The sequence below is a fragment of the Ruegeria sp. CDSC085 genome (genome assembly GCF_059610465.1).
Window position 1 is genome coordinate 184645 of the sequence record NZ_JBXWNR010000007.1, and the last position, 21703, is coordinate 206347.

Sequence of the window (21703 nt, forward strand, 5' to 3'; positions counted from 1 at the left end):
GGACACGCTATCCTATTCTTGCCTAACGTCCAGCATGGCAAGTCGAGAACAACGGCAAAAAACGGCTGGCCGTGTTACAGAACGTAACGGCTCAGATCAGAGGACTTGGTCAATTCTCCAAGATTGTCACTGACGAATTGCGCGTTAACAGTGATTTCCGTACCGGCTTGGTCTGGCGCCGCGAAGGACAGTTCTTCAAAAACCCGCTCCATAACAGTGTAGAGCCGCCGGGCGCCGATGTTTTCGATGCTCTGGTTCACGTCAGCTGCAATCTTCGCCAGTGCCGCGATGCCGTCCTCGGTAAAGCTGACTGTTACCTCCTCGGTGGCCATCAAAGCAGTATATTGCAGGGTCAGCGCGTTGTCGGTTTCGGTCAGGATGCGCACGAAGTCTTCTTCGGTCAGAGCGCGCAGTTCGACCCGGATCGGCAGACGCCCCTGTAATTCCGGCAACAGATCCGAAGGTTTGGCGATGTGAAACGCACCCGATGCAATGAACAGGATATGGTCCGTTTTGACCGGACCATGCTTGGTCGAGACGGTTGTCCCTTCGATCAACGGCAGAAGGTCGCGCTGCACCCCTTCCCGGCTGACATCGCCGCCGCGTGCGTCGGAACGGGCGCAGACCTTGTCGATCTCATCCAGAAACACAATGCCGTTCTGTTCGACTGATTCCAGCGCGGTGCGGGTTACGGTTTCGTCATCCAGCAGCTTGTCGGCCTCTTCCCCGATCAGCAAATCATAGCTTTCTGCGACGGTCAGGCGTTTCTTGACGGTGCGTCCGCCAAAGGCCTTGCCGAAAATGTCGCCCAGATTCATCATGCCCATCTGACCGCCAGGCTGCCCCGGAATGTCAAACATCGGCATCGGGCTTGAGGTGTCGGACAGTTCCAGTTCGATCACCGTGTCGTCCAGCTCGCCCGATTTCAGCTTCTTGCGGAACATCTCGCGCGTGCCTTCGCGCGCATCCGCGCCTGCAATTGCTTCGATCACGCGGTCTTCGGCAGCCTGATGCGCTTTGGCCTTGACGTCTTCGCGCATGAACTCGCGGGTTTGCAGGATGGCAGCGTCTGCCAGATCGCGCACAATCTGCTCCACATCGCGACCGACATATCCAACCTCGGTGAACTTGGTGGCCTCGACCTTGATAAACGGCGCGCGGGCCAGTTTCGCCAGACGGCGGCTGATTTCGGTCTTGCCGACGCCGGTGGGGCCGATCATCAGGATGTTCTTGGGATAGACCTCTTCCCGGATGTCATCCGGTAATTGCTTGCGGCGCCAGCGGTTGCGCAGGGCGACGGCCACGGCACGCTTGGCATCCTTCTGCCCGATGATGAAGCGATCCAGTTCCGAGACAATCTCGCGCGGGGTCAGGTCGGTCAAAGGGCAGTCCTTTCGGTCGGCATTTGAGTCATGCGGCTTAGGTAATCACGGTACGGGCGAAAACAACCAAGCCAGTATTCATGGCCGCGGTGGTTAGCAATGCAGGCTCAGGTTTGCAAATGCTTTGCTTGGGGAATGCGGGATCCGTCTGCTACGGTATATCGAGGGTTTGAAGGCCAGGAGCGTGAGACATGACAAATATCGCCAAGATTACCCTTTTGTTTGTGGTATTTGTGGATCTGATCGGACAGGGGCTGGTCTTTCCCATCATCAACTCGCTGATCATGGAAACGAAATCAGGGTTTCTGCCCGAAAACACACCCGAGGGGCGCAGGCATTTTTACTATGGCCTCGTGATCGGATGCTTTTTCCTGTCATGGTTTCTGGGCGTTGTCTATGTCTCGAAAGTATCGGACTCGATCGGGCGCAAGAACGCTTTGCTTGTGTGCCTCGGTGGCGCGCTGGCCGGATATGCCCTGACCATTGCCGCGCTTTACCTCAACAGCCTTCTTCTGCTGATCGTCGGGCGTTCGATCACCGGGTTTACTGCGGGCAACCAACCCATTGCGCAAGCGGCGATGATCGACGGAAGCACCGACGCGACAGACCGGGATCGGAACATGGGCTATATCGTGACGGGCGTCAGCTTTGGCCTCGTGGGTGGGCCGATCATCGGCGCGGTCTTATCAGACGCCGCCCTGCTGGGCGGCTTCGCCACGCTGAGAACGCCATTTTATGGCGCTTTTGTCCTTGTGATGATAGCAATCTTTCTGGTCCTGTTTTTCTTCCAGGATACCCGAGCGGATCGTGCACCCTTTGTATTCCGTCCCCGTGACATAACTGACAGCCTGATAGCAGTGCGCGGTCACCCGATGGTATTGAAGATCCTGCCTGTCTATTCGTTCTTCATGATCGCCAACGTCACCTTCTACGTGTTTGTCGACAATTTCCTGACAAGTGCCTTCGGATACGGAGTCATCGGTGGTAGTATGGCGATGGTCGTCATCGGCGTCGCGCTGGCCTTTTCCAGCACGTTCCTGGTGAGACCCGCCCAGGAGAAGTTCAGCAAGTATGCGATTATCTACACGTCACTCATCGTCATGGTGATTTGCGGATTCGCTTTCGCCTTCAGCCCAAGTGGCATGTTCAGTTATGTGCCGGTCTTTTTCTTCTATTTCTTGTTCGGAATCGCTTACCCTACCGTGCTTGGGCTTTTCTCTTCCAGCGTCAGCGAAGCGGATCAGGGCTGGGTCATGGGCGTGACCACCGCGGTGTTCTGCCTTGCGGGAGGGATCATGTCGTTGATAGGGGGCGGATTGATGAGCATCGATATCCGCGTGCCCTATTACATCGTGATCGTCGCAGCGATTATTGGCCTGATCGGCATGCATCGCCGCTGGAAAGGCAAGGAAATCTCGGCGCTGCTAGCCTGAGATTGTCTCAACCGTCAGTTTGCCGTTGGTATAGACGCAGATGTCGGCCGCGATGGCCATTGCCTGACGCGCGACCTCTTCCGCCGACTTGTCACTATCCATCAGCGCGCGCGCAGCGGCCAGAGCAAAATTTCCCCCGGACCCGATGGCGGCCACGTTGTGTTCAGGTTCCAGCACGTCGCCGGCGCCGGTGATCACGAAAAGATCTTTACCGTCCGTGACGATCAGCATTGCTTCAAGCTTTTGCAGGTACTTGTCAGTGCGCCAGTCCTTCGCCAATTCCACCGAAGCGCGGGCAAGCTGGCCTGGTGTTGCCTCAAGCTTGGCCTCCAGCCGCTCAAGCAACGTGAAGGCATCGGCCGTCGAACCGGCAAAGCCAGCGACAACTTCGGACCCCCCGGGGGACAGGCGGCGCACTTTGCGCGCCGTGCCCTTGATCACGGTCTGACCCAGGCTGACCTGCCCATCACCGGCTATGACGATCTGACCGCCCTTCTTGACGCCAATGATCGTCGTGCCGTGCCAACCGGGAAAGTCGTTGTCTGCCATGATCGTCTCCGTTTTCGCTGGCGGTATATATGGGCCGGGCCAGAGGTTGGCGCAACCCGTTCTTCAATTGCCCAAAAGATATGCAAAAAACGCAATCCGGGGTTACCGGACCAGCAATTGTGAGTCCGGGCGCGCGGGACTACATGAGGCTCACAACCGACAACGGGTCGGCTGTTTCATCACAAAGGACTGCGCACATGGCAACCACAGCTAACATTCATGCGCCGCTCGGAGCAGCTACCATCCTGCACGTAGTGGACACGTTCACCAATGTCTTCAACACCGTTGTTGAATGGAAAGAATCCCGCAAAACCCGCAAACTCCTGTCGGAACTCAGCGACGCTCAGTTGGACGATATCGGCCTGAGCCGCGCAGATATCGCCGATATCTGATCGTTCCAATAGACCGTCCATTCGAGACAGCCGCCCGGTTTTCCGAGCGGCGTTTTCTTTGTTCAGCTTCGAACGTATTTTCCGGAAAGATCAGGCAGAAAAGCCTCGATCGCCGCGGTTGCAACCACGTGCCGCGTACCCGCTTCTTCATCGACAACGTCAAGCCCACCTTTGACTGCGCGAACCTCGGCCCTGCCCCGCGGCAGGTCAGAAGCTACCAGGCCGCAATCCACCTGTTCAGGATCCTGCACGCCGATCGTGACGCTGACACGCATTTCGGAATGATCAATCCCCAGTTTCGAAAACAACGTGATGGAGGAATGGTGCAAGGCATCCTGCACCGCGCGGCGGGCTGCCTTGGTATAGTCCTGGCCGTACAGGTCGTTTCCCGTTCCCATCTCCAGAATGATGCGTTTTTCACTCATTGTGCGGGCTCCATGTCGAAGGAAACGATCAGGGCGGCGTTGGCAATGACCGTGTGCCCGTCACTGTGGGGCTTTGCGATGTCCAATCCCCCTTTTGTGATTGTTATGTTCGGCTGACCGTAGGGGAAGACAGCCTTCAGCGCGTCGATGTCCACCTGATCCGGTTGCTGAACCCCAATTTCGGCATCAATGATCATCGCCTCTTTCGGGAACCCGAACAGTTCCGCCATGCTGACCGAGTTGTGCCAAAGCGCATCCTTGATCGCCCGCAGTGACGCCTTGGTATAGTCCATCCGGCGCAGGGATGTGCCCATCCCGAATTCTACAAGGACCCGCGTTTTAGCCATTGGTGTCTCCGATGTCTTCAATAAAAAAGGCGCCCCGATCTGAGGCGCCTTCGAGAAAATCTGTTAGGACCAGATCAGATGGATTCGTCGATCCAGCTTTGCAGGGCGGCTTTGGGGGCCGCGCCCGCGCGGTTCGAAACAACCTGACCGTCCTTGAAGATGAACAGTGCCGGAATGCCGCGCACGCCCATAGCGGCCGCCGCGTTTGGGTTGCTGTCCACATCGACCTTGGCGATCTTTACCTTGTCGCCATACTCGGCTGCCAGTTCTTCCAGCGCGGGGCCAATTTGCTTGCAGGGGCCACACCATTCGGCCCAGAAATCCACGACCACGGGAACGGTCGAATTCTTGACTTCGGCGTCAAAGGTGTCGTCGGTAACGGCTACGGTCGACATATTCTGTCTCCTGAATGGGGTAAACTTGGGAACAGAACGTAGGTGCCGCTTCGGGTAAGGTCAAGATATCTGGGTGCGGGCCAGTGCATCTGTCACAAGATCGTGTGGCAACCACATCAGGCTTGCCGTGCGTGTCCACAAAATGGCGGTTCGAATGCTGCGGTCCGGATAGATCTGAGCCAGCGCATAAGCATATGCCCCCATCTGTCGCAACAGCCCGTCGGGGCATTCTTCCGCGAGGTTCGGAACGATGGTATTTGATTTAAAATCAATCACATGCACTTCGGTATCCGATACGATCAGACGATCGACAACCCCATGCATCCGCTGCCCGTTCAGATCGGAAGTTATGGGCACTTCGGCGAGCGTGTCAGGTGCGAATACGGGCTGTAGGTTTTCCGCTGTCAGTACACATGCAGCTTCGTTCAAAATCTTTTGCCGGTCCGTTTCCTGCATATCGGGTAGCAACCGGGCGCAAAGCTTTGGCCAAACGTCTTTCTCTGCCACGGGAAGGTGTTCCAGCAGAAGGTGGAGATAGGTTCCACGCAGTTTGGCCGCCTCTTCATCCAGGCCGGCATCACCGGGTAATGCCTTTGGGCCGCCTAAGTCCGAAGGGCTGAGCGCGCTTGCAGGTGCAACCGGGTCCGGAGCCGGATGGTGAAACATGTCCGGCAAACCGACTGGCCCAACGTCAGCGTTCGGCTGATCGATCAAAGGCGGCGCCTCCCAATCCCCGTGGGACAGGCGGCGGATATCGGTACCCGGTACCTGCGCGGCCCCGGCCTGATCCATGGCCGCCTCGACCATCTGATACCAGCTGTTGCCGTCTTTCCCCAACTCGCCGGCAGCGGCCACAATTAGCCATTTTTCGGCCCGCGTTAGAGCCACATACAGAAGCCGTAGCCGTTCATTTTCCTCGCGGTTGCGCGCCTCGTTCCGGGCCTGAGTGATCAGGCTTGGCGAAACATCCGCCGAAACTTTCCATAGCGGAGTTCCTCCGGCCACCATGATCTCAGAATCACGTGGCGGCTGGCGCCTGCCCGTATCGGGCAAGATGACAATCGGAGCTTCCAGCCCTTTTGATCCGTGCACAGTCATCACGCGGATCATGTTGCCGACACCGCTCATCTGTCTTTTGATTTCCAGATCGTCGGTTTGCATCCAGACCAAAAACCCCGTCAGGCTGGGGATATCCGTTCGCTCATAGGCCAGTGCCTGGGACAACAGCGCATTGATGCCGTCTTCGGCTTCTGCCCCCAATCGGCCCAGTAATTTGCGCCGTCCGTCGTGGCGGGTCAAAATACGTTCGATCAGATCATAGGGGCGCAGAAAGTCGATCTGGCTACGCAGATCATTCAGCACGGACAGTGTTTCGGGGAACTCCTCCGCTCGGTTACGCAGTGCGGCCCAAAGGAACTGCTCTTTTCGTCGGTGCGCCAGGTCGAAAAGCCGCTGCTCGGACCATCCGAACAAGGGGGACTTGAGAACCGTTGCCAGGGACAGGCTGTCTTCGGGCGTGGCCAGAAAGCTGAGCAATGCCGCAAGATCCTTGACCGCCAGTTCAGCGCCCACTTTCAGCCGATCTGCTCCGGCGATGGGCAGGTGCAGCGCCTTGCAGGCACGGATGATCTCGGCAAACAGGTCCGAGCGGCGTTGCACAAGGATCAAAAAATCCCCTGGCTGCACTTTTCGACGAACGAATTGGCCGGGATTGCCATCTTCCGGGATCGTCTCGCCCCGTTCGATCATGTCTTTGATCGACTGTGCAACCTTCTCGGCCAGAATGACGGTGTGATGACGTGCGCCAGGACGATCAACCGGATCGGTCCAATCCCCGTCTTCGGCATCTGCAACTTTTTCGACAACGGGCCACAGATCAACACGACCTGGCAGATCGGCCTTGAAAGCACGGTGTTGACTGTCCTTGCGAAACCCCGCATCAGAGCGGTTTTCAAACAGGATATCGACCAGAGTCAGGATCGCGCTGGAGGATCGGAACGAGTATTCCAACGTCGAATCCCACAGTTTAGAGCCTGATTCAGCGAGTTTCCGGCCAAACTCTTCCTGCATTCTGTCAAAGGCCTGTGGATCGGCGCCCTGAAAGGAATAGATCGATTGTTTCTTGTCGCCGACGACGAAGATTGTGCGCTCAACCCCGGATCGGGCCCCTTCCCCGCTGGTGAATTCCTGTGCCAGTTTCTCTATCACGTCCCATTGATCGGGGCTGGTGTCTTGCGCTTCGTCCACAAGAATATGATCGATGCCCCCGTCCAGTCGGTACAGCACCCATTCGGCCACTGCCGGATCGTTCAACACCTGCCGTGCGCGCAGGATCAAGTCGTCGAAATCCAGCCAGCCGCGCAGTTGCTTGCGCCGTTCGTATTCCGGCAGGAATGCAGCGGCAAAGCGGTGCAATACAGCAGTTTTCTGGGACGCGACCAGCGCCAGACGTTGTTCTCGTGCGGCTTCGATCCGCAGCATGAAGGCCTCGAGCTGCGGCATCCGGTCGGCCAGCACACCTTCGCGCAGGGGTTTGGTCGGAAAAGCGTTGAGTTTGGCCGTGAAGGGTTCCTTTGCGCCCTTCCCCGTCAGAAACACGCTTTCCAACATGGGTAGATGTGCCAACCGCGCTTCGTTGAACCCAGCCAGTTTCACGGCGGCCTTGGCGTTGTTGCCGCCGCTTTCGGTCAAAGCGGGCAGCATGGATCGGATCAGCTCGACTTCGCCACCAAGAAAAACCCGCTCAAGCAGACTTGTTTCATCAAACTCGGCGGGCAAACCGAAGCGGTGCAGCAGGTCGGACCATTCCAGTCGCTGTGCAAACAAATTGCGCTTTTGCGTGATTGCAGCAGTCAGTTTGTCAAAACCCGTATCCGTTACAAACCGGGCCACATCTTCAATCAACCCGGCCTGAGGGCCTTCGGCGAAATCCTCGACAATCTCCTCTCGCAACAAGGTTGCTGCGCGGTCTTCCATCTCGGAAAATTGCGGACTGACACCAGCCTCGAGCGGGAATCTTCGCAGCAACGAGGCGCAGAACGAGTGGATGGTCTGGATTTTCAGACCACCTGGCGTCTCGATGGCGCGGGCAAACAGGGTGCGTGCTTGCGCCAGCTTGTCCGAGCTGATTTCACCGGGTACACCGAGGTCGGTCAGCTGTTCCAGCAGAGAGCTGTTATCCAGCATTGCCCACTCACCAAGGCGCTTGAACAACCTGTTCTGCATCTCGCTGGCGGCGGCTTTGGTGTAAGTCAGGCACAGGATGTGCTGAGGCTGGACTCCGTCCAGCAGCAAACGCGCCACCCGGTCCGTCAAAACCCGTGTCTTGCCCGATCCGGCATTGGCCGCCAGCCAGGTCGAGGCATCGGGGCGCGCGGCCTGCACTTGCCGTTCATTTGCATCGTTGCGCGGGCTCATGTCAGGTCCTCAGGGCATGTTTCGGCTGTACGGTCCCATTCGCCGAACCGAGCGAGGTGATCATAATCGCCGATATCTGAATCCTTGTGCAGCATACGACGGGACGAGAACCCCTGATCAGGCTCTAAATAAGCGGAAATCAACTCTTTCAGCTCGGCAAGAACCTTGTCGGTCGGTTCTTTTTCCAAGGGCGCGGTAACCTCCTTGTAACTACCACCCATACCGATGAAGATGGCTTCGGCCACGCCTGTCGGGTCAAGGCCCTCAATCCCGCCCTGCTCGGCCATCGCCGCCTCGATCAGCAACTGCTTGTCAAATTTGGATTGCTGGCTTTCCGTCGGTGGTGCGCCGGTTTTATAGTCGATGATCCGCAACGCGCCCCGGCGGTTGAAATCGATCCTGTCCGCGCGCCCGACAATGGTGAAATCCAGAGGGTTCAGCACCTGCTTCATCGCCGCCTCAAACGCCACCGGCCCACCATCAGTCCGGCGCGCGAGCTCCGCACCGAGGAAGTCCTCCGCGATCCGTTCCAACCGGGCCAGCCACAGTTTTCTGGCGGTCGGCCAGGCGACATGCTGATCCAACAGGGTGTGCGCCCGTTTCAGGAAGTTTTCCCGCGTCAGCAAAGCGCTGTCGAGGACACTGTCCTTGATGAAGTGCTCAAGGATTTCGTGAATCACAATCCCTCTCAGCAAGGCATCGGGGGCCTGCACAAGCGGATCAAGCGGTTTCAGACGAAGCACATGTTTGGCGTATATCGCGTATGGGTCACGGATCAGCTTTTTTATCTCCGTCACAGACAGACGGCGCGGACGTGCGGCGACCGGTGGACGCGGAGATGGGCGCGGTGCGGGGTCGACAGGCGGCGCATCTTCCAGAGCCTCGGACCAGTTCAGCCATTTTTCGCCCTGAGCGCGCATTTTGGCCAGAGCTTCGGGGCCACCCTGACCCGGCAAACCCTGCAATAGGTTGGTCAGCCGGTTCAGCCAACGTGACGGAACCGTCTCGGCATCATCCGAGCGGGTCGCGCGGGTCAACCACACTTCTGGTGCGCCGATGGCCTGCTGGAAGTCATGCGCAGACAGGCCGATCCGGCGCTCGGGCAGCAACAAACCCGCTTTGTCACGCATCTGCCGGTTCAGCCAGGGATCAGGTGTTGGCGCCTCTGGCCAGCTTCCTTCATTCAACCCACCAAGGATCAGCAGGTCGGCACCCTGCACCCGCGCCTCGAGCGTGCCCCAGATCATGATGTGCGGGTGCGGCGCATCCCGGTCACGAACCTCTTCACCCGCAAGCAAAGCGCCCAGCAGATCGGAAAAATCATGGGCCGTCATCAGGCCGCCATGCTCCGCCTCTGCCCTGAGTGAATTCACTACCTCCAGCGCCTTTTGGCCTGCGTTTTTTTCCCACAGAGTACCTGTTTCACCCGTGCTGCCAGCCGAGATCGCCTCGGCCAGTTCCATCAAACGCTCCACCCAGTCTGCGAGGTGCAGTTCATTGGTGATCTGCTGGTCGCAGAAGTGATACACGACCCATTTGACCCAGCTTTCCGGGGCTTCTTTACGCACTGCAAAAGCAGTGAGGCTTGCGCTGTCAGGAAAGGGCGGGCCGTGGCGGCGCAGGTCAAGCTCCAGATCACGCGTAAGCAGCAAATGGTTTCCGCGTTCACCGCTGTCATGACAAAGCGGGTGCTTCAAAAGGGTCAGCAGCGTCTCACCCTCCAGACGGCGCGTGAACAGGTTGGCCACATGACGAAGAAAACGACCCGGCGGGGAAAGTTGCAGCGGAAGGCCCGCACTGTCGTCCGGCACTATGTTCCACCGATCCAGCGCGGCGCTGACCTGGCGGGTCAACATGCGATCCGGCGTGATCAGAGCAGCGGTCTGTCCTTTTTCCGCAGCTAGCCGCAGTCGCAGGGCGATGGCCAATGCCTCGGCGCGGGGTGATTGCGCCTCGACCAGCGTCAGGTCTTTGGACGCGCCTTCCAAATCGGCCAATTTGGGGCCTTCGATCATCCAGGCGTCGGTGATGGGTGCCGGACGTAAAGCCAGGGATACCAGTCGGTTACGAGCGGATGAGGGGGCCGAAAAATCCGTCCATGGGGTGATCTGACCCGGTGCAAGTTCCAGCGCGCGCATCAACTTGCGGAAACGGTATTGTGGGTGATCTTCAGACGTCAACGCATCATCCAAACCCTGCCAAACGTGATCCGGTTGATCGAAATCAAACCCAGGCAGCACCAGTGCCCCTTGTGGCAGGCGCGCGATGGCTTCCATCAACGTCAGGGTGGTGCCACGGGACCCGGTAGAGCCCGCCAGAATGACTGGGTGTTGAGGGGGGGCAATCTGCCATCGTGCGATCAGGCTTTCGACCACGCGGCGTTGGCGGGCCTGTGCATCCATCGTCTGCTCCTCGGTGTCGATGAAATGATCCGCGATGCCGATAAAAGCCTGTGCCCGCGCCCAGTGTCCGGACATGTCGCTGACATCCAGCTGCCGGATCGCCTCGGGCGACACGCCCTCGCCCTGCATTTCGTCAATCAGTGCGGCCAGACTGTCGGACAGGTCGAAGACTGAGGATCGGGCGGCCAGATCCGGCTGTTGTTCCAGCAGCTTGGATACCAGCTGGGTCAATTCAAGACGCCGCCGCAGGGGTGGGATGGCTGGTGGAATTTGCGCCAGATCAACGCTTTCGCCCAGGTCCGTCACCAACGAGAGACGGGGCAGAAGGCACGGCGGCCCCTGATTGAACAGTTCGCGGACGCGCCGCTCCATGCGTCTTGTGTTCAGAACCAACTCTACCCGCGCCAAAGCTTCGGGCGGGCCAGAACAGCGTTGCCGCAGGCCATCGACCAATGCCTTTGGGAAATCCGTACCGGGGGGCACGGCAAAAACTCGGGGCAGGGTACCAGACTCAAACATCAGCCAGCAAACCCTCGGCCAGAGCGATGCCTTCGGGGCGGCCTACATCACACCAGCGTCCGGGGTATTCGACCGCAAAAAGTCGACCCCGATCATGCATCTGGTTCCAAAGCAGGTTGAGCGAAAATGTAGTTTGCGAGAACGAATGCAATCCATCGGTCTTGAGGATCTGTGCCCCACCATAAACCAAACCGGGACCACGCGTGATCCGTCCGCCTTTTTCGGCCGTGAAATCACCTGATCCAATATGACCAACAGTTCGCCCAACAGGAACGCACATCAGCAGCGCGTCCATACGGCTCGGGTCCCAAGCTTTCTGTAAAAGGGTCAAAGGGTTTGGCCCGGACCAGATCGCGTCGGTGTTCAACGTGAATACGGGGTCGGTGCCCAACATTCGCAAAGCTGCCCGCAATCCGCCGCCTGTTTCCAAGATTTCAGAGTCCTCCCGAGACAGCAGAACACCCTTGGGACGGAGATGCGCTGCGAGCTGATCAGCGTGATAATGCAGGTTGGCGACAGTACGGACAGGGTCAAGATCTTCGACAAGGCCAAGCGCATGATCAATCAGTGGTCGGCCCGACACTTCGATCAATGGCTTGGGTCGGTCTTTGGTCAACGCGCCCATGCGGGTGCCGAACCCGGCTGCGAACAGCATTACGGCAAATGGCGATCCGGTCATTGCGTTCTCAACCTGGCCAGGTTTTCCGGAGTGGGTCTGGGCAAAGCTTCGTGCAGCAGGGGCGCCACCGAAACAAGGGCAGGGTGATCCAGATCGCGCATCAGATGTGCCCAGACGGCCGGGATCATGTCCACGTAGTGAGGCTTGCCATATTCCGTCGCCAGACGTGCGAAGACGCCAAGGATACGCAGGTTTCTCTGGGCCCCCAATACACTGTAGGCCGTGCGGAAATCATGGTCGTCCATACCTGACGCAGAGATGTAGTGGTTGATCATCTGCATTTCGATCCCGGCCGAGACATCTCGGCGTACATCCTGTAGCAGAGACACCAGATCGTAGGCCGGGTGCCCCAGCATGGCCAATTGGAAGTCCAGCAGCCCGACACGTTTCACGCCTTCGCGCTGCGGCAGCCACAACAGGTTTTCCGCGTGATAATCCCTGAGAATGACCACCTTCGCACCGGATGTTTCACGATGCAGGATGTCCGCGAACCTGTGTTCGAACCGGTCCAGGGTGTCTTCGTCAAATGTTCCCAGGATACCGGCCGCATATTTTGTGAAGGCCAATGAAGCCAGTTCCGTCATGAGGGACGGATCATAAGACGGCAAGGAAAGAGAAGGCGCCTGATGCAGGTGGAGCAACACGTCGGTGGCGGCCCGGTACAATTTCCGCTCCTTGCCCGGGTCTTTTTTCACGACACGCGCAAAAAGATCATCACCCAGATCTTCCAGCAACAGAAAACCGTACCGGGTATCTTCTGCGTAGACTTCCGGCGCGCTCAAACCAACCGATCGGAGGTATTCGGCAACTCGCACGAAGGGTTCAACATCGTCACTTTTTTCGGGTGGCGCGTCCATCAAAACCGCAGTGCGCCCGCCGGGCGGATCGATCAGCCGTTCGTATCTCCGGTTCGAGGCATCGCCTGCCAGCGGCGTACGTTTTGCCCCGGCCCAGGGGGTTTGTGCAATCAGGGCTTCGGCCAGGACCGTCCTGTTCGTCATGCAGTTCTCTCCAGTTTTTCCGCCCATTTCGGAGCAGTCCAAGACAGGGTCACACGGCGGAATTCGGTATTGTTAGGGTCTGTTTCAAACGTCAGCTTCAACGCAGTCTCGGGTGCCAAAGCTCCCAGCTTGTCCGGCCATTCCACAAGGCAAATTGCTGTATCAAAAGCTTCCGTCAGGCCCAGTTCGTCAACTTCTTCCGCCGCGCTCAGACGATACAGGTCGCAATGCCATATTTCACCTGGTGGCGTGTCGTAAGCCTGGACCAAAGTGAAAGTTGGCGAGGGCACATCTTCGGGCTCAGCCATCAATGACTGAATGAGGTTGCGCGCGAAATGTGTTTTGCCGCTGCCGATCGAGCCTTCCAGCAGAACGACATCGCCCGGGCACAGTGACATTCCCATTCGCGCTGCGAAAACGGCGGTTTCTTCGGGCGATTTGAAAGTCAGAGATCGGGCGGTCTGTGTCATGCCGCCACAATGGCCTTGCGCCTGACCGGCTGCAACCCGGTTCAGGCGCTGGTCTGTTCCATCGCGGTGGATTTCGAGGCAAACTCGGATTGGGTAAACCGGACGATTGTCGCGCCGTTATGAACCGGTGTGACGGTACAATCCACGGTTATGCCGGACCTCATCTGGATTTCGGCTGTCCATTCGGCGCGGTTTTCCCGCATTTCGACAAAATCCCGGACCTCACCCAGAACCGGCGTCGCGACACAGAGGTCTTGCCAGCGTCGCGTGACATCGGTGACCGTTTCGCTTTGGAAGCCGATCTCTTGCGCGTCTCCCCACAGCTTCTGATACGCATAGTTGGTAAAGGCCAGCGTGCCGTCATCTGCAAAGACAGCAATTGCGTCCGCCAGTTTGTCCAGAATGGACTGCATCAGATCCATTTCCGATCGAAAGCGCCGCGTCAGTGTGATTTCCGCGGTGATGTCCTCGAACAGAAAGGCCACTGCACCATCCGGGTGAGGGCGCCCGCTGACGGAATAGACCGACCCGGATGGCAGCGACCACGTCTCGTGATAGTTTCCATCTTCTGCTGCTTCGAGAAGGTCGTTCATCTGACGGCGCCAGCTGCGGTAGTTTTTGGGTTCCGGCATCATGTGTTGATCGCGCAAACGGTCGAAAAAACTGCTTAGGCTGGGGCGGCAACTGAGGAAATCAGGTGGCAACGTGGTCAGGTCGATCAGGGCCGGGTTGAACAGGGCCAGTTGCCGATTGCGGTCAAAAATGGCGAGACCAATGGACAATTGGGCAAAGGTCTTGGTCATGGTCTGCACGAATTTGCGCTGGGCGGTTTCCGCCTCGACAATCGCGTTGACGTCAACAGCGTAACACAGATGACCGTTCTCGTGTTCGATCCGAGTCAAATCGAACCAAAGCTTGCGATCAGTGTCCGCCACATCCACCGACACGCGCGTTTTTCCGGTAGGTCTTGCCGCATCCTCCGGGCTTGCAAAAAGCGGCGCAGTCAGATCGGCGTCCTGATCACGTGCCTTTTGAACAAGTGTGACATAGGCGGCATTGCACCACTGCACCCGATTGTCGTTGCCGACCAACCATACCGGATAAGGGGCCAGATCCATTGCCAGACGGGTCGGTTCACTTGGGGTGGCCGATCCTGCTGAGGAGGCCTTTGCGCTTTCGCAAAGTCGAACGCGGACGACACCGTCAATCCACTCACACACGACTTCTCGTTCGATCGTGCAGTCAATGGCAGATACCACAAGATTGCCCCGATCGCGCACTTTGTCAGGAGTTTCCGGGAAAGTGGGGAAATCCCTTTGCAACAGGCGCCGCAAGTCCTGCCAGTTTCCAACATGTTCTAACCCGGCCAGCGCGAAATCAGAATGGCTGATCAGTTGGTCACCATCAAACAGAAATACGGCGTCAAACAGAGAAGCATTTGAAAATAAGTCAAAAGATTTGTCGCGCTGTGCCCGGCGCGGCAGCAGCCACAGAACGGCGAAACAGCACGAAACAAGACTGATTGTGGCCAGAATGATCCAATCGGCCATCAAATCCCCCAAGCCTGAACAAAACCCGGGCTGACTATGCGCGCTATTGGTTAACGGTCTCTTAATTCACACCTGAAAGCGCGTGTTGGAACCGGAAGGGACGGGTGTGTCGCCTTTTTGGGCGTCAATCAATTTGCGAGGCCAAGTCACCTTGACGATGGCACCACGCCGATCCGGGTTGTCAGTCAGATGCTGGTAAGGGTCAGAACCATTTGCGAATTCCAGCTCGGCGCCGCTACGTTCCAGCAGGGTTTTGGCGATGAACAATCCCAGGCCCATGCCTTCGTATTCCGGGCGTGTTCTCTGATCGGATTCCGCCCGTCGGCGGCGCATAAAGGGATCGCCAATTCGTCCGATCATGTGGGGCGGGTATCCCCGCCCGTCATCCATGATGCTGACGGTGATCCGGCCGTCGGTCCATTCGGCCTCGACCCAGACATTTGCGCGGGCAAAATCCACGGCATTCTGAATCAGGTTGCGCAATCCGTGAATGATCTCGGGTTTTCGCAGGATCGAGGGCTGCTGCACATCCCCGTCCTGCGCCGGGCCTTCGGAAAAATGAACCGCCTTGCCTCGGCCGACATGTGGTTCGGCCGCTTCGTTCACCACTGTCGAAAGCGGTGCCTGCCGCAGATGCAGATCATCTTTGCCCGCCCGCCCCATGTCGCGCAGAATGTCACGGCAACGGTCTGCCTGCTCGCGGATCAAAGCGGCATCTTCTTTCAGGTCCGGGCGATCGTCCAGTTCTTCGATCAATTCTGCGCTGGTCAGTTTTATCGTCGCCAAAGGTGTGCCCAGCTCATGCGCGGCAGCGGCAACGACGCCCCCCAGATCGGTCAGTTTTTGTTCGCGTGCCAGCGCCATATGCGTGGCGGCCAGTGCTTCTGACATGGATTGGACTTCGGAACTGACCCGGTGGGAATAGGCGCCGATGAAGACAATGGCGATGATGATTGCGGCCCAGTTTCCAAACAGAAGGATATCCGGGATATCCAGAACAAGCCCGAGGCTTGTCCGTAACGGAAGGTGAAATTCTGCCAGTACAGTAGTCAGAACGATTGCCACGGCACCGACGATCAGGGTCGATCGCGTGCTCATGACATTGGCTGAAATCGTGACCGGACCCAGCAGAAGCAATGCAAACGGATTGTTCAGCCCGCCTGTCAAATACAGCAGGATTGACAGTTGCAGCAGGTCGAACAGAACCATCAGGAAGTTTTCAAACTCGGTCAGGCGCTTGTTTTGCGGAAACAGCAAAATGGCAGTCAGGTTGCCCATGACCGAAATTCCGATGGCCAGGTAGCACAGGCCCAGTTCCAGCTGCACGTCATAGTATCGCTGCGCCACCGTGATTGCAGTGAGCTGACCGATGATGGCCACCCATCGCAAAAGGATCAGGGTCCGAAGCCGAATCCAGCTGCTGCGTCCCTGGCCGCGCCAAAAAGTCTGATTGGATTCTGCCATCGGTCGCTTATGTCCTGTTGCATCGGCTGGTCATCTTGATAGGTGTCCCGGCCGGAACGATCAACAACCCCTTGCGACCGGATAATCGAAATGACCCGCCTACTGTACGCAATTCTCGCAACCCTTGCTCTGGCTAGCGGACTTGGGGCCATGTGGCTTCTAACGTCGGGCGGCGGGTCCGATGACAAGTTCGCACAATGCCGGTCCAGCCAGATCGCCGGGGGTTCCGCCGCAATTGGCGGGCCATTTGAACTGGTGAATGGCAAGGGCGAGACGGTCACGGACAAAGATGTGATTACCGAACCGACACTGGTCTATTTCGGATATACTTTCTGCCCGGACGTTTGCCCGTTTGATATGTCCCGCAACGCCGAGGCCGTCGATACTCTTGCCGAGCGCGGACTGTCGGTGACACCGTTGTTCATCTCAATTGACCCGGATCGTGATACGCCCGAAGTGATGGCCGACTATGCCTTCAACCTCGGTGGAAAGACGATCGCGCTAACCGGCTCGCCCGAACAGGTCAAGGCTGCCAGCAAGGCCTACAAAACCTATTACAAGGCGCATGACAAAGGCGACGAATTCTATCTGGTTGACCATTCCACCTTTACCTATCTGGTTACACCCGAAGACGGATTTCTGGAGTTTTTCAAGCGCGAGGACACGGCCGAACAGATGGCGGACAGGGTTGAATGCTTTCTGGATCAGGGCGCGTCGTAACAAGGTTGTTTGACCTTTGTTCCCGCGCTGCTATTACTCATGTTCGAGCCAAAAGCATGAAATAGCGAAAGACCCAACATATGGCAGATACTTCTCAGCTTGACATCGGCCCTGATAAATCCCTGCTTTTGGTTGATGATGACGAGCCGTTTCTGAGACGTTTGGCCAAGGCTATGGAAAAGCGCGGCTTCGAAGTTGAAACCGCGGGATCCGTCGCCGCTGGCCGCGCAATTTCCACCGCCCGCCCTCCGGCTTATGCTGTTGTTGATTTGAGACTTGAGGATGGCAACGGTTTGGACGTAGTCGAAGTATTGCGGGAAAAACGTCCCGACAGCCGTGTTGTTGTTCTGACCGGATATGGCGCCATCGCCACTGCCGTGGCGGCGGTCAAGATCGGCGCGACCGACTATCTGTCAAAGCCTGCGGACGCGACCGATATCACGAACGCGCTGCTGGCGAAGGGCGACGAGCTGCCCCCGCCGCCTGAAAATCCCATGAGCGCGGACCGTGTGCGCTGGGAACATATCCAGCGCGTTTATGAGCTGTGTGACCGGAATGTCTCCGAAACCGCGCGGCGGTTGAATATGCATCGGCGGACGTTGCAGCGGATACTGGCGAAACGCAGCCCTCGTTAAGTCGGCGGGGTGCTCGATGACGGTTTAGTGACTTGTAACCTTGGGTCCCGTCGGGGATTGTTCGGCATATCTGGAAAATTTTGTCAGAACAGGACCACTCGATGATCGGATATGTAACCGTTGGCGTTTCGGACATGGAGCGCGCTAAGGACTTCTATACCAGCCTATTCGCGGACAAGGGTGCGAAAGTGGTTATAGACGCAGGCCGGATCGCGTTCATTGGCAACAAACCCGACGCGCCGATGCTTGCGGTGTGCGAGCCCTACGACGGTGATGCCTGCGCCATTGGAAATGGCAACATGGTCGCCTTTGCAGCCGACTCCAAGGATGAGGCCATGGAACTTTACAACAAGGCAATCAGTCTGGGTGCGGTGGACGAAGGCGAACCCGGTCAACGTGTCCCCGACAGATTCTATGGCGCATATGTGCGCGACCCGGACGGCAATAAGCTTTGCTTTTACGTCTTTGGCTGAAACAGGGAGATCACAAACCCTATCCAAGCTTCAGACAGTTCGCCGGGTAGTGCAACAGTGTCTCCTTGCAGGAGTATTAAGGTGAGCACGAGACTTCTGTGCAGAGCTGCTGCGCCAGTTGACGATATCCGATTGAGTTAGGATGCAGCCCGTCTGACGTCCAGTTGACAATGTTCTCGTCGTACCCGTCCGGCGGGGTCAGAAATGTGCAGTTCGCCATTTCCTGACAGGCTTGTAGTGCAGCCGTGTTGAAGGCAGTTCGAAACGCCTCCATTTCCGCGGTCCAGCTTGCATCAGTGACAGGCAACACAGCACGCCAGATCAACCTTTCGGCGGGCATGAACATGGTCTTCAACTGTGCGACATACCCTGCAATCTCCTCCGGAGGTGTGGCCGCCAGAGCGTCATTGACCCCGATTCCCAGATACCATGTCGGAACATGAGCGATCAGTTCCGGTTTTGCCCGTGCGATCAGGCCCGGGGTGGTGTCGCGGCTGATCCCAAGGTTCAGCGAGTTGGGTAGGATGTTACTGGTCAACCACCCCTCGATGATGGAATCACCGATGAAAGCGATTTGAATATCCGGTGAGGCCAATGCCTGAGATATCGGCCGCTCGTGCAGCCAGACCATGAGTTTGTAGTGATCGGTTTCCGTGACCGGGACATGCGCGCCGGTGAATTTGCGGACTGTCTTCGAAAGATACCCGGTTTTGACCAACACCGCCGCAAGTACAAGAGTCAGAACGAGGTTGGCGACAAGCAAAATTCGGTTCCCGGTCCTTTTTTTCATCCCTGATTCACCATCTCCTTTAACCACTCAACTCATGCTGAAACCGCCCTTTAGACCTGTGCGATCAGCTCTGCGTGTCGTGTTGTATAGGCGTGCCGCACCTCGACCGGAGGGCGCAACCTGATCTGTAGACCTGCCATGACCTCCCTGTCAGGGCGGCCAAAGAATTTTGTGGCTTCGGCCTCGGAAAACCCAGCGATTTGTGTGGCCTCCATCCAGGCACTGATCTTGTCGGCCTTCTTGATCTGGCGCTTCACCGTTTTCGGCACCTGCGCAGGAAGGCCGAACCGGATGTGGATCGCCGCCGCCAGGCGGTCATCCAGCGCGCCGTAGTCCGGACCAACGGCGGACTTCACAGGGGAAATCATATCGCCGATCACATATTCGGGCGCGTCATGTAACAAGGCGGCCAATCGCCACTTCACCGAGGCCTTGGGGGCAACGCGACCAAAAATCTCTTCAACCAGTAGGGAGTGTTCAGCCACGGAATAGGCGAAATCGCCGTTTGTCTGACCGTTCCAGCGAGCGACAAAGGCAAGACCATGCGCGATATCCTCAATCTCGATATCCACCGGTGTCGGGTCCAGCAGGTCCAGTCTGCGACCCGACAGCATCCTTTGCCACGCTCTGGGTTGTGTTGCCATTCTGCCATGCCTTGTGAAGTGGGTCACGTTCAATTCGCGTTTTTATGGTATGATGTACCTGTCTGGATCACATGCTGCCAACATTTTCTTGAGCGTTCGTGCTTTGAAACGGCGCGGTAGGATCCCGACATTAAGGACTAAGGGGGGTGCATTCTCCTCCCAGTGTGCCCCTCTCGAACTGAAACACGTATCGAAAGGAGCATCCTATGTTCAAACGATTATTCGCAATCGCACTGACCTTCGGAATGGCCGCCACCGCGCCGCCCGCCTTTGCCCAGAATTGTGCGGCACGAAATGACATCATATCCAAATTGCAGGAGAACTATGCCGAGGAATTAGCCTTTGGCGGTCTGCAAAAAACACGTGGCGCACAATCGGTGATGGAGGTTTGGACCTCGAAGGAAACGGGAAGCTATACCGTTTTGGTAACCAATGCGAACGGTATCAGTTGTATTGTTGCCGTTGGCACAGATTTTTTTGAAGCGATACCGAAGATCGAAATTGAAGGCACACCAAGCTAATATTGGCCATAACGTTTCCGATCACAGTCTTCAAAGTTGCCACCTGCCCCAAGGAATGCTAGGGGCAGCCAGGACTGTGAATTACCGGAAAATGGAGCACCTGATGGCCGGGGACTATATCGTTAAAGACATTTCATTGGCTGGCTTTGGCCGCAAAGAGCTGGATATTGCCGAAACCGAGATGCCGGGCCTGATGTCCCTGCGCACGGAATACGGCGAAAGCAAACCTCTGGCGGGTGCCCGCATCGTAGGTTCGCTGCACATGACCATCCAGACGGGCGTTCTGATCGAAACACTGGTGGCGCTGGGCGCGGATGTGCGCTGGGCGTCGTGCAACATCTTCTCGACCCAGGACCACGCGGCGGCCGCGATTGCCGAAGCTGGTATTCCCGTTTTTGCGATCAAGGGCCAGACACTGGAAGAGCATTGGGATTATCTGGACAAGTCCTTCCTGTTCGAAGACGGCCCGAACATGATCCTGGACGATGGCGGTGACGCAACGCTTTACATCCTGCTCGGCGCTCGTGCCGAAGCGGGTGAAGACATCATCCCTGTTCCGGGTTCGGAAGAGGAAGAGGTGATCAAAAAGCAGATCGCCAAGCGTATGGCGGCAAGCCCCGGCTGGTTCACAAAGATGCGTGACCAGATCCAGGGTGTGTCCGAGGAAACCACCACCGGTGTGAACCGCCTGTATCAGCTGGTTAAGGAAGGTCAACTGCCGTTCCCGGCGATCAACGTGAATGACAGCGTCACCAAGTCGAAATTCGACAACAAATACGGCTGCAAGGAATCGCTGGTCGACGGTATCCGTCGCGCTACCGACACGATGATGGCTGGCAAGGTTGCCGTGGTCTGCGGTTACGGTGATGTGGGCAAAGGCTCGGCGGCGTCGTTGTGCGGCGCGGGAGCCCGTGTGAAAGTCACCGAAGTTGACCCGATCTGTGCACTGCAGGCTGCGATGGACGGGTTTGAAGTGACCTTGCTGGAAGACGAAGTCGCCAGCGCGGACATCTTCATCACAACCACCGGCAACAAGGACGTGATCCGCATCGAGCATATGCGCGCGATGAAGGACATGGCGATTGTTGGCAACATCGGCCATTTCGACAACGAAATTCAGGTGGCCAGCCTGAAAAACCACAAATGGACCAACATCAAGGAGCAGGTGGACATGATCGAGATGCCCTCGGGCAACCGCATCATTCTGCTGTCCGAAGGCCGTCTGCTGAACCTTGGCAACGCCACTGGGCACCCATCCTTTGTGATGTCGGCCTCGTTCACCAACCAGGTTCTGGCCCAGATCGAACTGTTCACCAAGGGTGACCAGTACGAGAACAAGGTCTACATCCTGCCCAAACATCTGGATGAGAAAGTGGCCCGCCTGCATCTGGATCGAATCGGCGTGAAGCTGACCCAGATGGACGCGGATCAGGCTGCTTATATCGGTGTCAAACCGGAAGGTCCGTACAAACCGGAGCATTACCGCTACTGATCG

General features: G+C 57.4%; 20 protein-coding genes and 1 pseudogene. 7 read left to right on the top strand and 14 right to left on the bottom strand.

Annotated features, from left to right (window positions below; translation table 11 throughout):
- Nucleotides 1-74: 74 nt before the first annotated feature.
- On the bottom strand, nt 75-1382 hold the full coding sequence (hslU, locus tag AC2FJB_RS12580; RefSeq protein WP_117871240.1) for an ATP-dependent protease ATPase subunit HslU: 1308 nt from the start codon (nt 1380-1382) through the stop codon (nt 75-77).
- 191 nt (nt 1383-1573) lie between these two features.
- On the opposite strand from hslU, the gene AC2FJB_RS12585 reads away from it, so the two are divergent.
- The gene (locus AC2FJB_RS12585; protein WP_496718972.1) at nt 1574-2815 is read left to right on the top strand and encodes an MFS transporter; all 1242 of its coding nucleotides are present in this window, start codon (nt 1574-1576) and stop codon (nt 2813-2815) included.
- Here AC2FJB_RS12585 and hslV read toward each other — a convergent pair.
- Nucleotides 2807-3364, bottom strand: a complete 558-nt coding sequence (gene hslV, locus AC2FJB_RS12590; RefSeq protein WP_117871236.1) for an ATP-dependent protease subunit HslV — start codon at nt 3362-3364, stop codon at nt 2807-2809. The genes AC2FJB_RS12585 and hslV overlap by 9 nt on opposite strands.
- A 197-nt stretch (nt 3365-3561) precedes the next feature.
- Here hslV and AC2FJB_RS12595 point away from each other — a divergent pair, with 197 nt between their 5' ends.
- A complete protein-coding gene (locus AC2FJB_RS12595; RefSeq protein ID WP_117871234.1) occupies nt 3562-3756 on the top strand; it encodes a DUF1127 domain-containing protein in 195 nt (64 codons plus the stop codon).
- 62 nt (nt 3757-3818) lie between these two features.
- Here AC2FJB_RS12595 and AC2FJB_RS12600 read toward each other — a convergent pair whose 3' ends face one another.
- The 10 genes and pseudogenes from AC2FJB_RS12600 to regB form a co-directional block, all read right to left on the bottom strand.
- Nucleotides 3819-4181 carry a Lin0512 family protein gene (locus tag AC2FJB_RS12600; protein ID WP_496718971.1) on the bottom strand — a complete coding sequence of 121 codons (363 nt, stop codon included), beginning with the start codon at nt 4179-4181 and terminating at the stop codon, nt 3819-3821.
- Nucleotides 4178-4528, bottom strand: a complete 351-nt coding sequence (locus AC2FJB_RS12605; RefSeq protein ID WP_496718970.1) for a Lin0512 family protein — start codon at nt 4526-4528, stop codon at nt 4178-4180. Before AC2FJB_RS12605 ends, AC2FJB_RS12600 begins: the two co-directional genes overlap by 4 nt.
- A gap of 74 nt (nt 4529-4602) precedes the next feature.
- Nucleotides 4603-4932, bottom strand: a pseudogene (gene trxA, locus AC2FJB_RS12610) (thioredoxin); the annotation flags it as partial.
- A 51-nt stretch (nt 4933-4983) separates the two neighbouring features.
- Complete coding sequence (gene addA, locus AC2FJB_RS12615) at nt 4984-8340, bottom strand: double-strand break repair helicase AddA (RefSeq protein ID WP_496718969.1); 3357 nt, start codon at nt 8338-8340, stop codon at nt 4984-4986.
- Nucleotides 8337-11261: a double-strand break repair protein AddB gene (gene addB, locus AC2FJB_RS12620; RefSeq protein WP_496718968.1), complete on the bottom strand. Its 2925-nt coding sequence runs from the start codon at nt 11259-11261 to the stop codon at nt 8337-8339. Before addB ends, addA begins: the two co-directional genes overlap by 4 nt.
- Entirely contained in the window at nt 11254-11940 is a 687-nt protein-coding gene (locus tag AC2FJB_RS12625; RefSeq protein WP_496718967.1) for a nucleotidyltransferase family protein, read from the bottom strand. The genes addB and AC2FJB_RS12625 overlap by 8 nt, the downstream gene beginning before the upstream one ends.
- Nucleotides 11937-12941 (bottom strand): aminoglycoside phosphotransferase family protein, encoded by a 1005-nt coding sequence (locus tag AC2FJB_RS12630; protein ID WP_496718966.1) that lies wholly within the window; start codon nt 12939-12941, stop codon nt 11937-11939. Before AC2FJB_RS12630 ends, AC2FJB_RS12625 begins: the two co-directional genes overlap by 4 nt.
- Nucleotides 12938-13411 (bottom strand): tRNA (adenosine(37)-N6)-threonylcarbamoyltransferase complex ATPase subunit type 1 TsaE, encoded by a 474-nt coding sequence (gene tsaE / locus AC2FJB_RS12635; RefSeq protein ID WP_496718965.1) that lies wholly within the window; start codon nt 13409-13411, stop codon nt 12938-12940. Before tsaE ends, AC2FJB_RS12630 begins: the two co-directional genes overlap by 4 nt.
- Nucleotides 13412-13452: 41 nt before the next feature.
- On the bottom strand, nt 13453-14961 hold the full coding sequence (locus AC2FJB_RS12640; RefSeq protein WP_496718964.1) for a PAS-domain containing protein: 1509 nt from the start codon (nt 14959-14961) through the stop codon (nt 13453-13455).
- A gap of 66 nt (nt 14962-15027) precedes the next feature.
- A complete protein-coding gene (gene regB, locus AC2FJB_RS12645; RefSeq protein ID WP_496718963.1) occupies nt 15028-16425 on the bottom strand; it encodes a sensor histidine kinase RegB in 1398 nt (465 codons plus the stop codon).
- 90 nt (nt 16426-16515) lie between these two features.
- On the opposite strand from regB, the gene AC2FJB_RS12650 reads away from it, so the two are divergent.
- The 3 genes from AC2FJB_RS12650 (at nt 16516) to AC2FJB_RS12660 (ending at nt 18253) form a co-directional block, all read left to right on the top strand.
- Nucleotides 16516-17145 (top strand): SCO family protein, encoded by a 630-nt coding sequence (locus AC2FJB_RS12650; protein ID WP_496718961.1) that lies wholly within the window; start codon nt 16516-16518, stop codon nt 17143-17145.
- Nucleotides 17146-17225: 80 nt separating this feature from the next.
- The gene (locus AC2FJB_RS12655; RefSeq protein WP_117871212.1) at nt 17226-17780 is read left to right on the top strand and encodes an ActR/PrrA/RegA family redox response regulator transcription factor; all 555 of its coding nucleotides are present in this window, start codon (nt 17226-17228) and stop codon (nt 17778-17780) included.
- Between the two features lie 101 nt (nt 17781-17881).
- Complete coding sequence (locus AC2FJB_RS12660; RefSeq protein ID WP_496684811.1) at nt 17882-18253, top strand: VOC family protein; 372 nt, start codon at nt 17882-17884, stop codon at nt 18251-18253.
- Between the two features lie 76 nt (nt 18254-18329).
- On the opposite strand, the gene AC2FJB_RS12665 is transcribed toward AC2FJB_RS12660, so the two are convergent.
- Both AC2FJB_RS12665 and AC2FJB_RS12670 read right to left on the bottom strand, forming a co-directional pair.
- The gene (locus AC2FJB_RS12665) at nt 18330-19043 is read right to left on the bottom strand and encodes an SGNH/GDSL hydrolase family protein (RefSeq protein ID WP_117871207.1); all 714 of its coding nucleotides are present in this window, start codon (nt 19041-19043) and stop codon (nt 18330-18332) included.
- A gap of 50 nt (nt 19044-19093) precedes the next feature.
- A complete protein-coding gene (locus tag AC2FJB_RS12670; protein WP_117871205.1) occupies nt 19094-19687 on the bottom strand; it encodes an HD domain-containing protein in 594 nt (197 codons plus the stop codon).
- Nucleotides 19688-19893: 206 nt separating this feature from the next.
- Here AC2FJB_RS12670 and AC2FJB_RS12675 point away from each other — a divergent pair, with 206 nt between their 5' ends.
- Complete coding sequence (locus AC2FJB_RS12675) at nt 19894-20208, top strand: hypothetical protein (protein WP_117871202.1); 315 nt, start codon at nt 19894-19896, stop codon at nt 20206-20208.
- Nucleotides 20209-20311: 103 nt separating this feature from the next.
- On the top strand, nt 20312-21700 hold the full coding sequence (gene ahcY, locus AC2FJB_RS12680; RefSeq protein ID WP_299899763.1) for an adenosylhomocysteinase: 1389 nt from the start codon (nt 20312-20314) through the stop codon (nt 21698-21700).
- The last annotated feature ends 3 nt before the right edge of the window (nt 21701-21703 follow it).

Bases quoted from the DNA above. Each gene is read 5' to 3' on its own strand.
- AC2FJB_RS12585 (WP_496718972.1), top strand. From the start codon at position 1,574: ATGACAAATATCGCCAAGATTACCCTTTTGTTTGTGGTATTTGTGGAT.
- hslV (WP_117871236.1), bottom strand. From the start codon at position 3,364: ATGGCAGACAACGACTTTCCCGGTTGGCACGGCACGACGATCATTGGC.
- AC2FJB_RS12595 (WP_117871234.1), top strand. From the start codon at position 3,562: ATGGCAACCACAGCTAACATTCATGCGCCGCTCGGAGCAGCTACCATC.
- AC2FJB_RS12600 (WP_496718971.1), bottom strand. From the start codon at position 4,181: ATGAGTGAAAAACGCATCATTCTGGAGATGGGAACGGGAAACGACCTG.
- AC2FJB_RS12605 (WP_496718970.1), bottom strand. From the start codon at position 4,528: ATGGCTAAAACGCGGGTCCTTGTAGAATTCGGGATGGGCACATCCCTG.
- addA (WP_496718969.1), bottom strand. From the start codon at position 8,340: ATGAGCCCGCGCAACGATGCAAATGAACGGCAAGTGCAGGCCGCGCGC.
- addB (WP_496718968.1), bottom strand. From the start codon at position 11,261: ATGTTTGAGTCTGGTACCCTGCCCCGAGTTTTTGCCGTGCCCCCCGGT.
- AC2FJB_RS12625 (WP_496718967.1), bottom strand. From the start codon at position 11,940: ATGACCGGATCGCCATTTGCCGTAATGCTGTTCGCAGCCGGGTTCGGC.
- AC2FJB_RS12630 (WP_496718966.1), bottom strand. From the start codon at position 12,941: ATGACGAACAGGACGGTCCTGGCCGAAGCCCTGATTGCACAAACCCCC.
- tsaE (WP_496718965.1), bottom strand. From the start codon at position 13,411: ATGACACAGACCGCCCGATCTCTGACTTTCAAATCGCCCGAAGAAACC.
- AC2FJB_RS12640 (WP_496718964.1), bottom strand. From the start codon at position 14,961: ATGGCCGATTGGATCATTCTGGCCACAATCAGTCTTGTTTCGTGCTGT.
- regB (WP_496718963.1), bottom strand. From the start codon at position 16,425: ATGGCAGAATCCAATCAGACTTTTTGGCGCGGCCAGGGACGCAGCAGC.
- AC2FJB_RS12650 (WP_496718961.1), top strand. From the start codon at position 16,516: ATGACCCGCCTACTGTACGCAATTCTCGCAACCCTTGCTCTGGCTAGC.
- AC2FJB_RS12655 (WP_117871212.1), top strand. From the start codon at position 17,226: ATGGCAGATACTTCTCAGCTTGACATCGGCCCTGATAAATCCCTGCTT.
- AC2FJB_RS12660 (WP_496684811.1), top strand. From the start codon at position 17,882: ATGATCGGATATGTAACCGTTGGCGTTTCGGACATGGAGCGCGCTAAG.
- AC2FJB_RS12665 (WP_117871207.1), bottom strand. From the start codon at position 19,043: ATGAAAAAAAGGACCGGGAACCGAATTTTGCTTGTCGCCAACCTCGTT.
- AC2FJB_RS12670 (WP_117871205.1), bottom strand. From the start codon at position 19,687: ATGGCAACACAACCCAGAGCGTGGCAAAGGATGCTGTCGGGTCGCAGA.
- AC2FJB_RS12675 (WP_117871202.1), top strand. From the start codon at position 19,894: ATGTTCAAACGATTATTCGCAATCGCACTGACCTTCGGAATGGCCGCC.
- ahcY (WP_299899763.1), top strand. From the start codon at position 20,312: ATGGCCGGGGACTATATCGTTAAAGACATTTCATTGGCTGGCTTTGGC.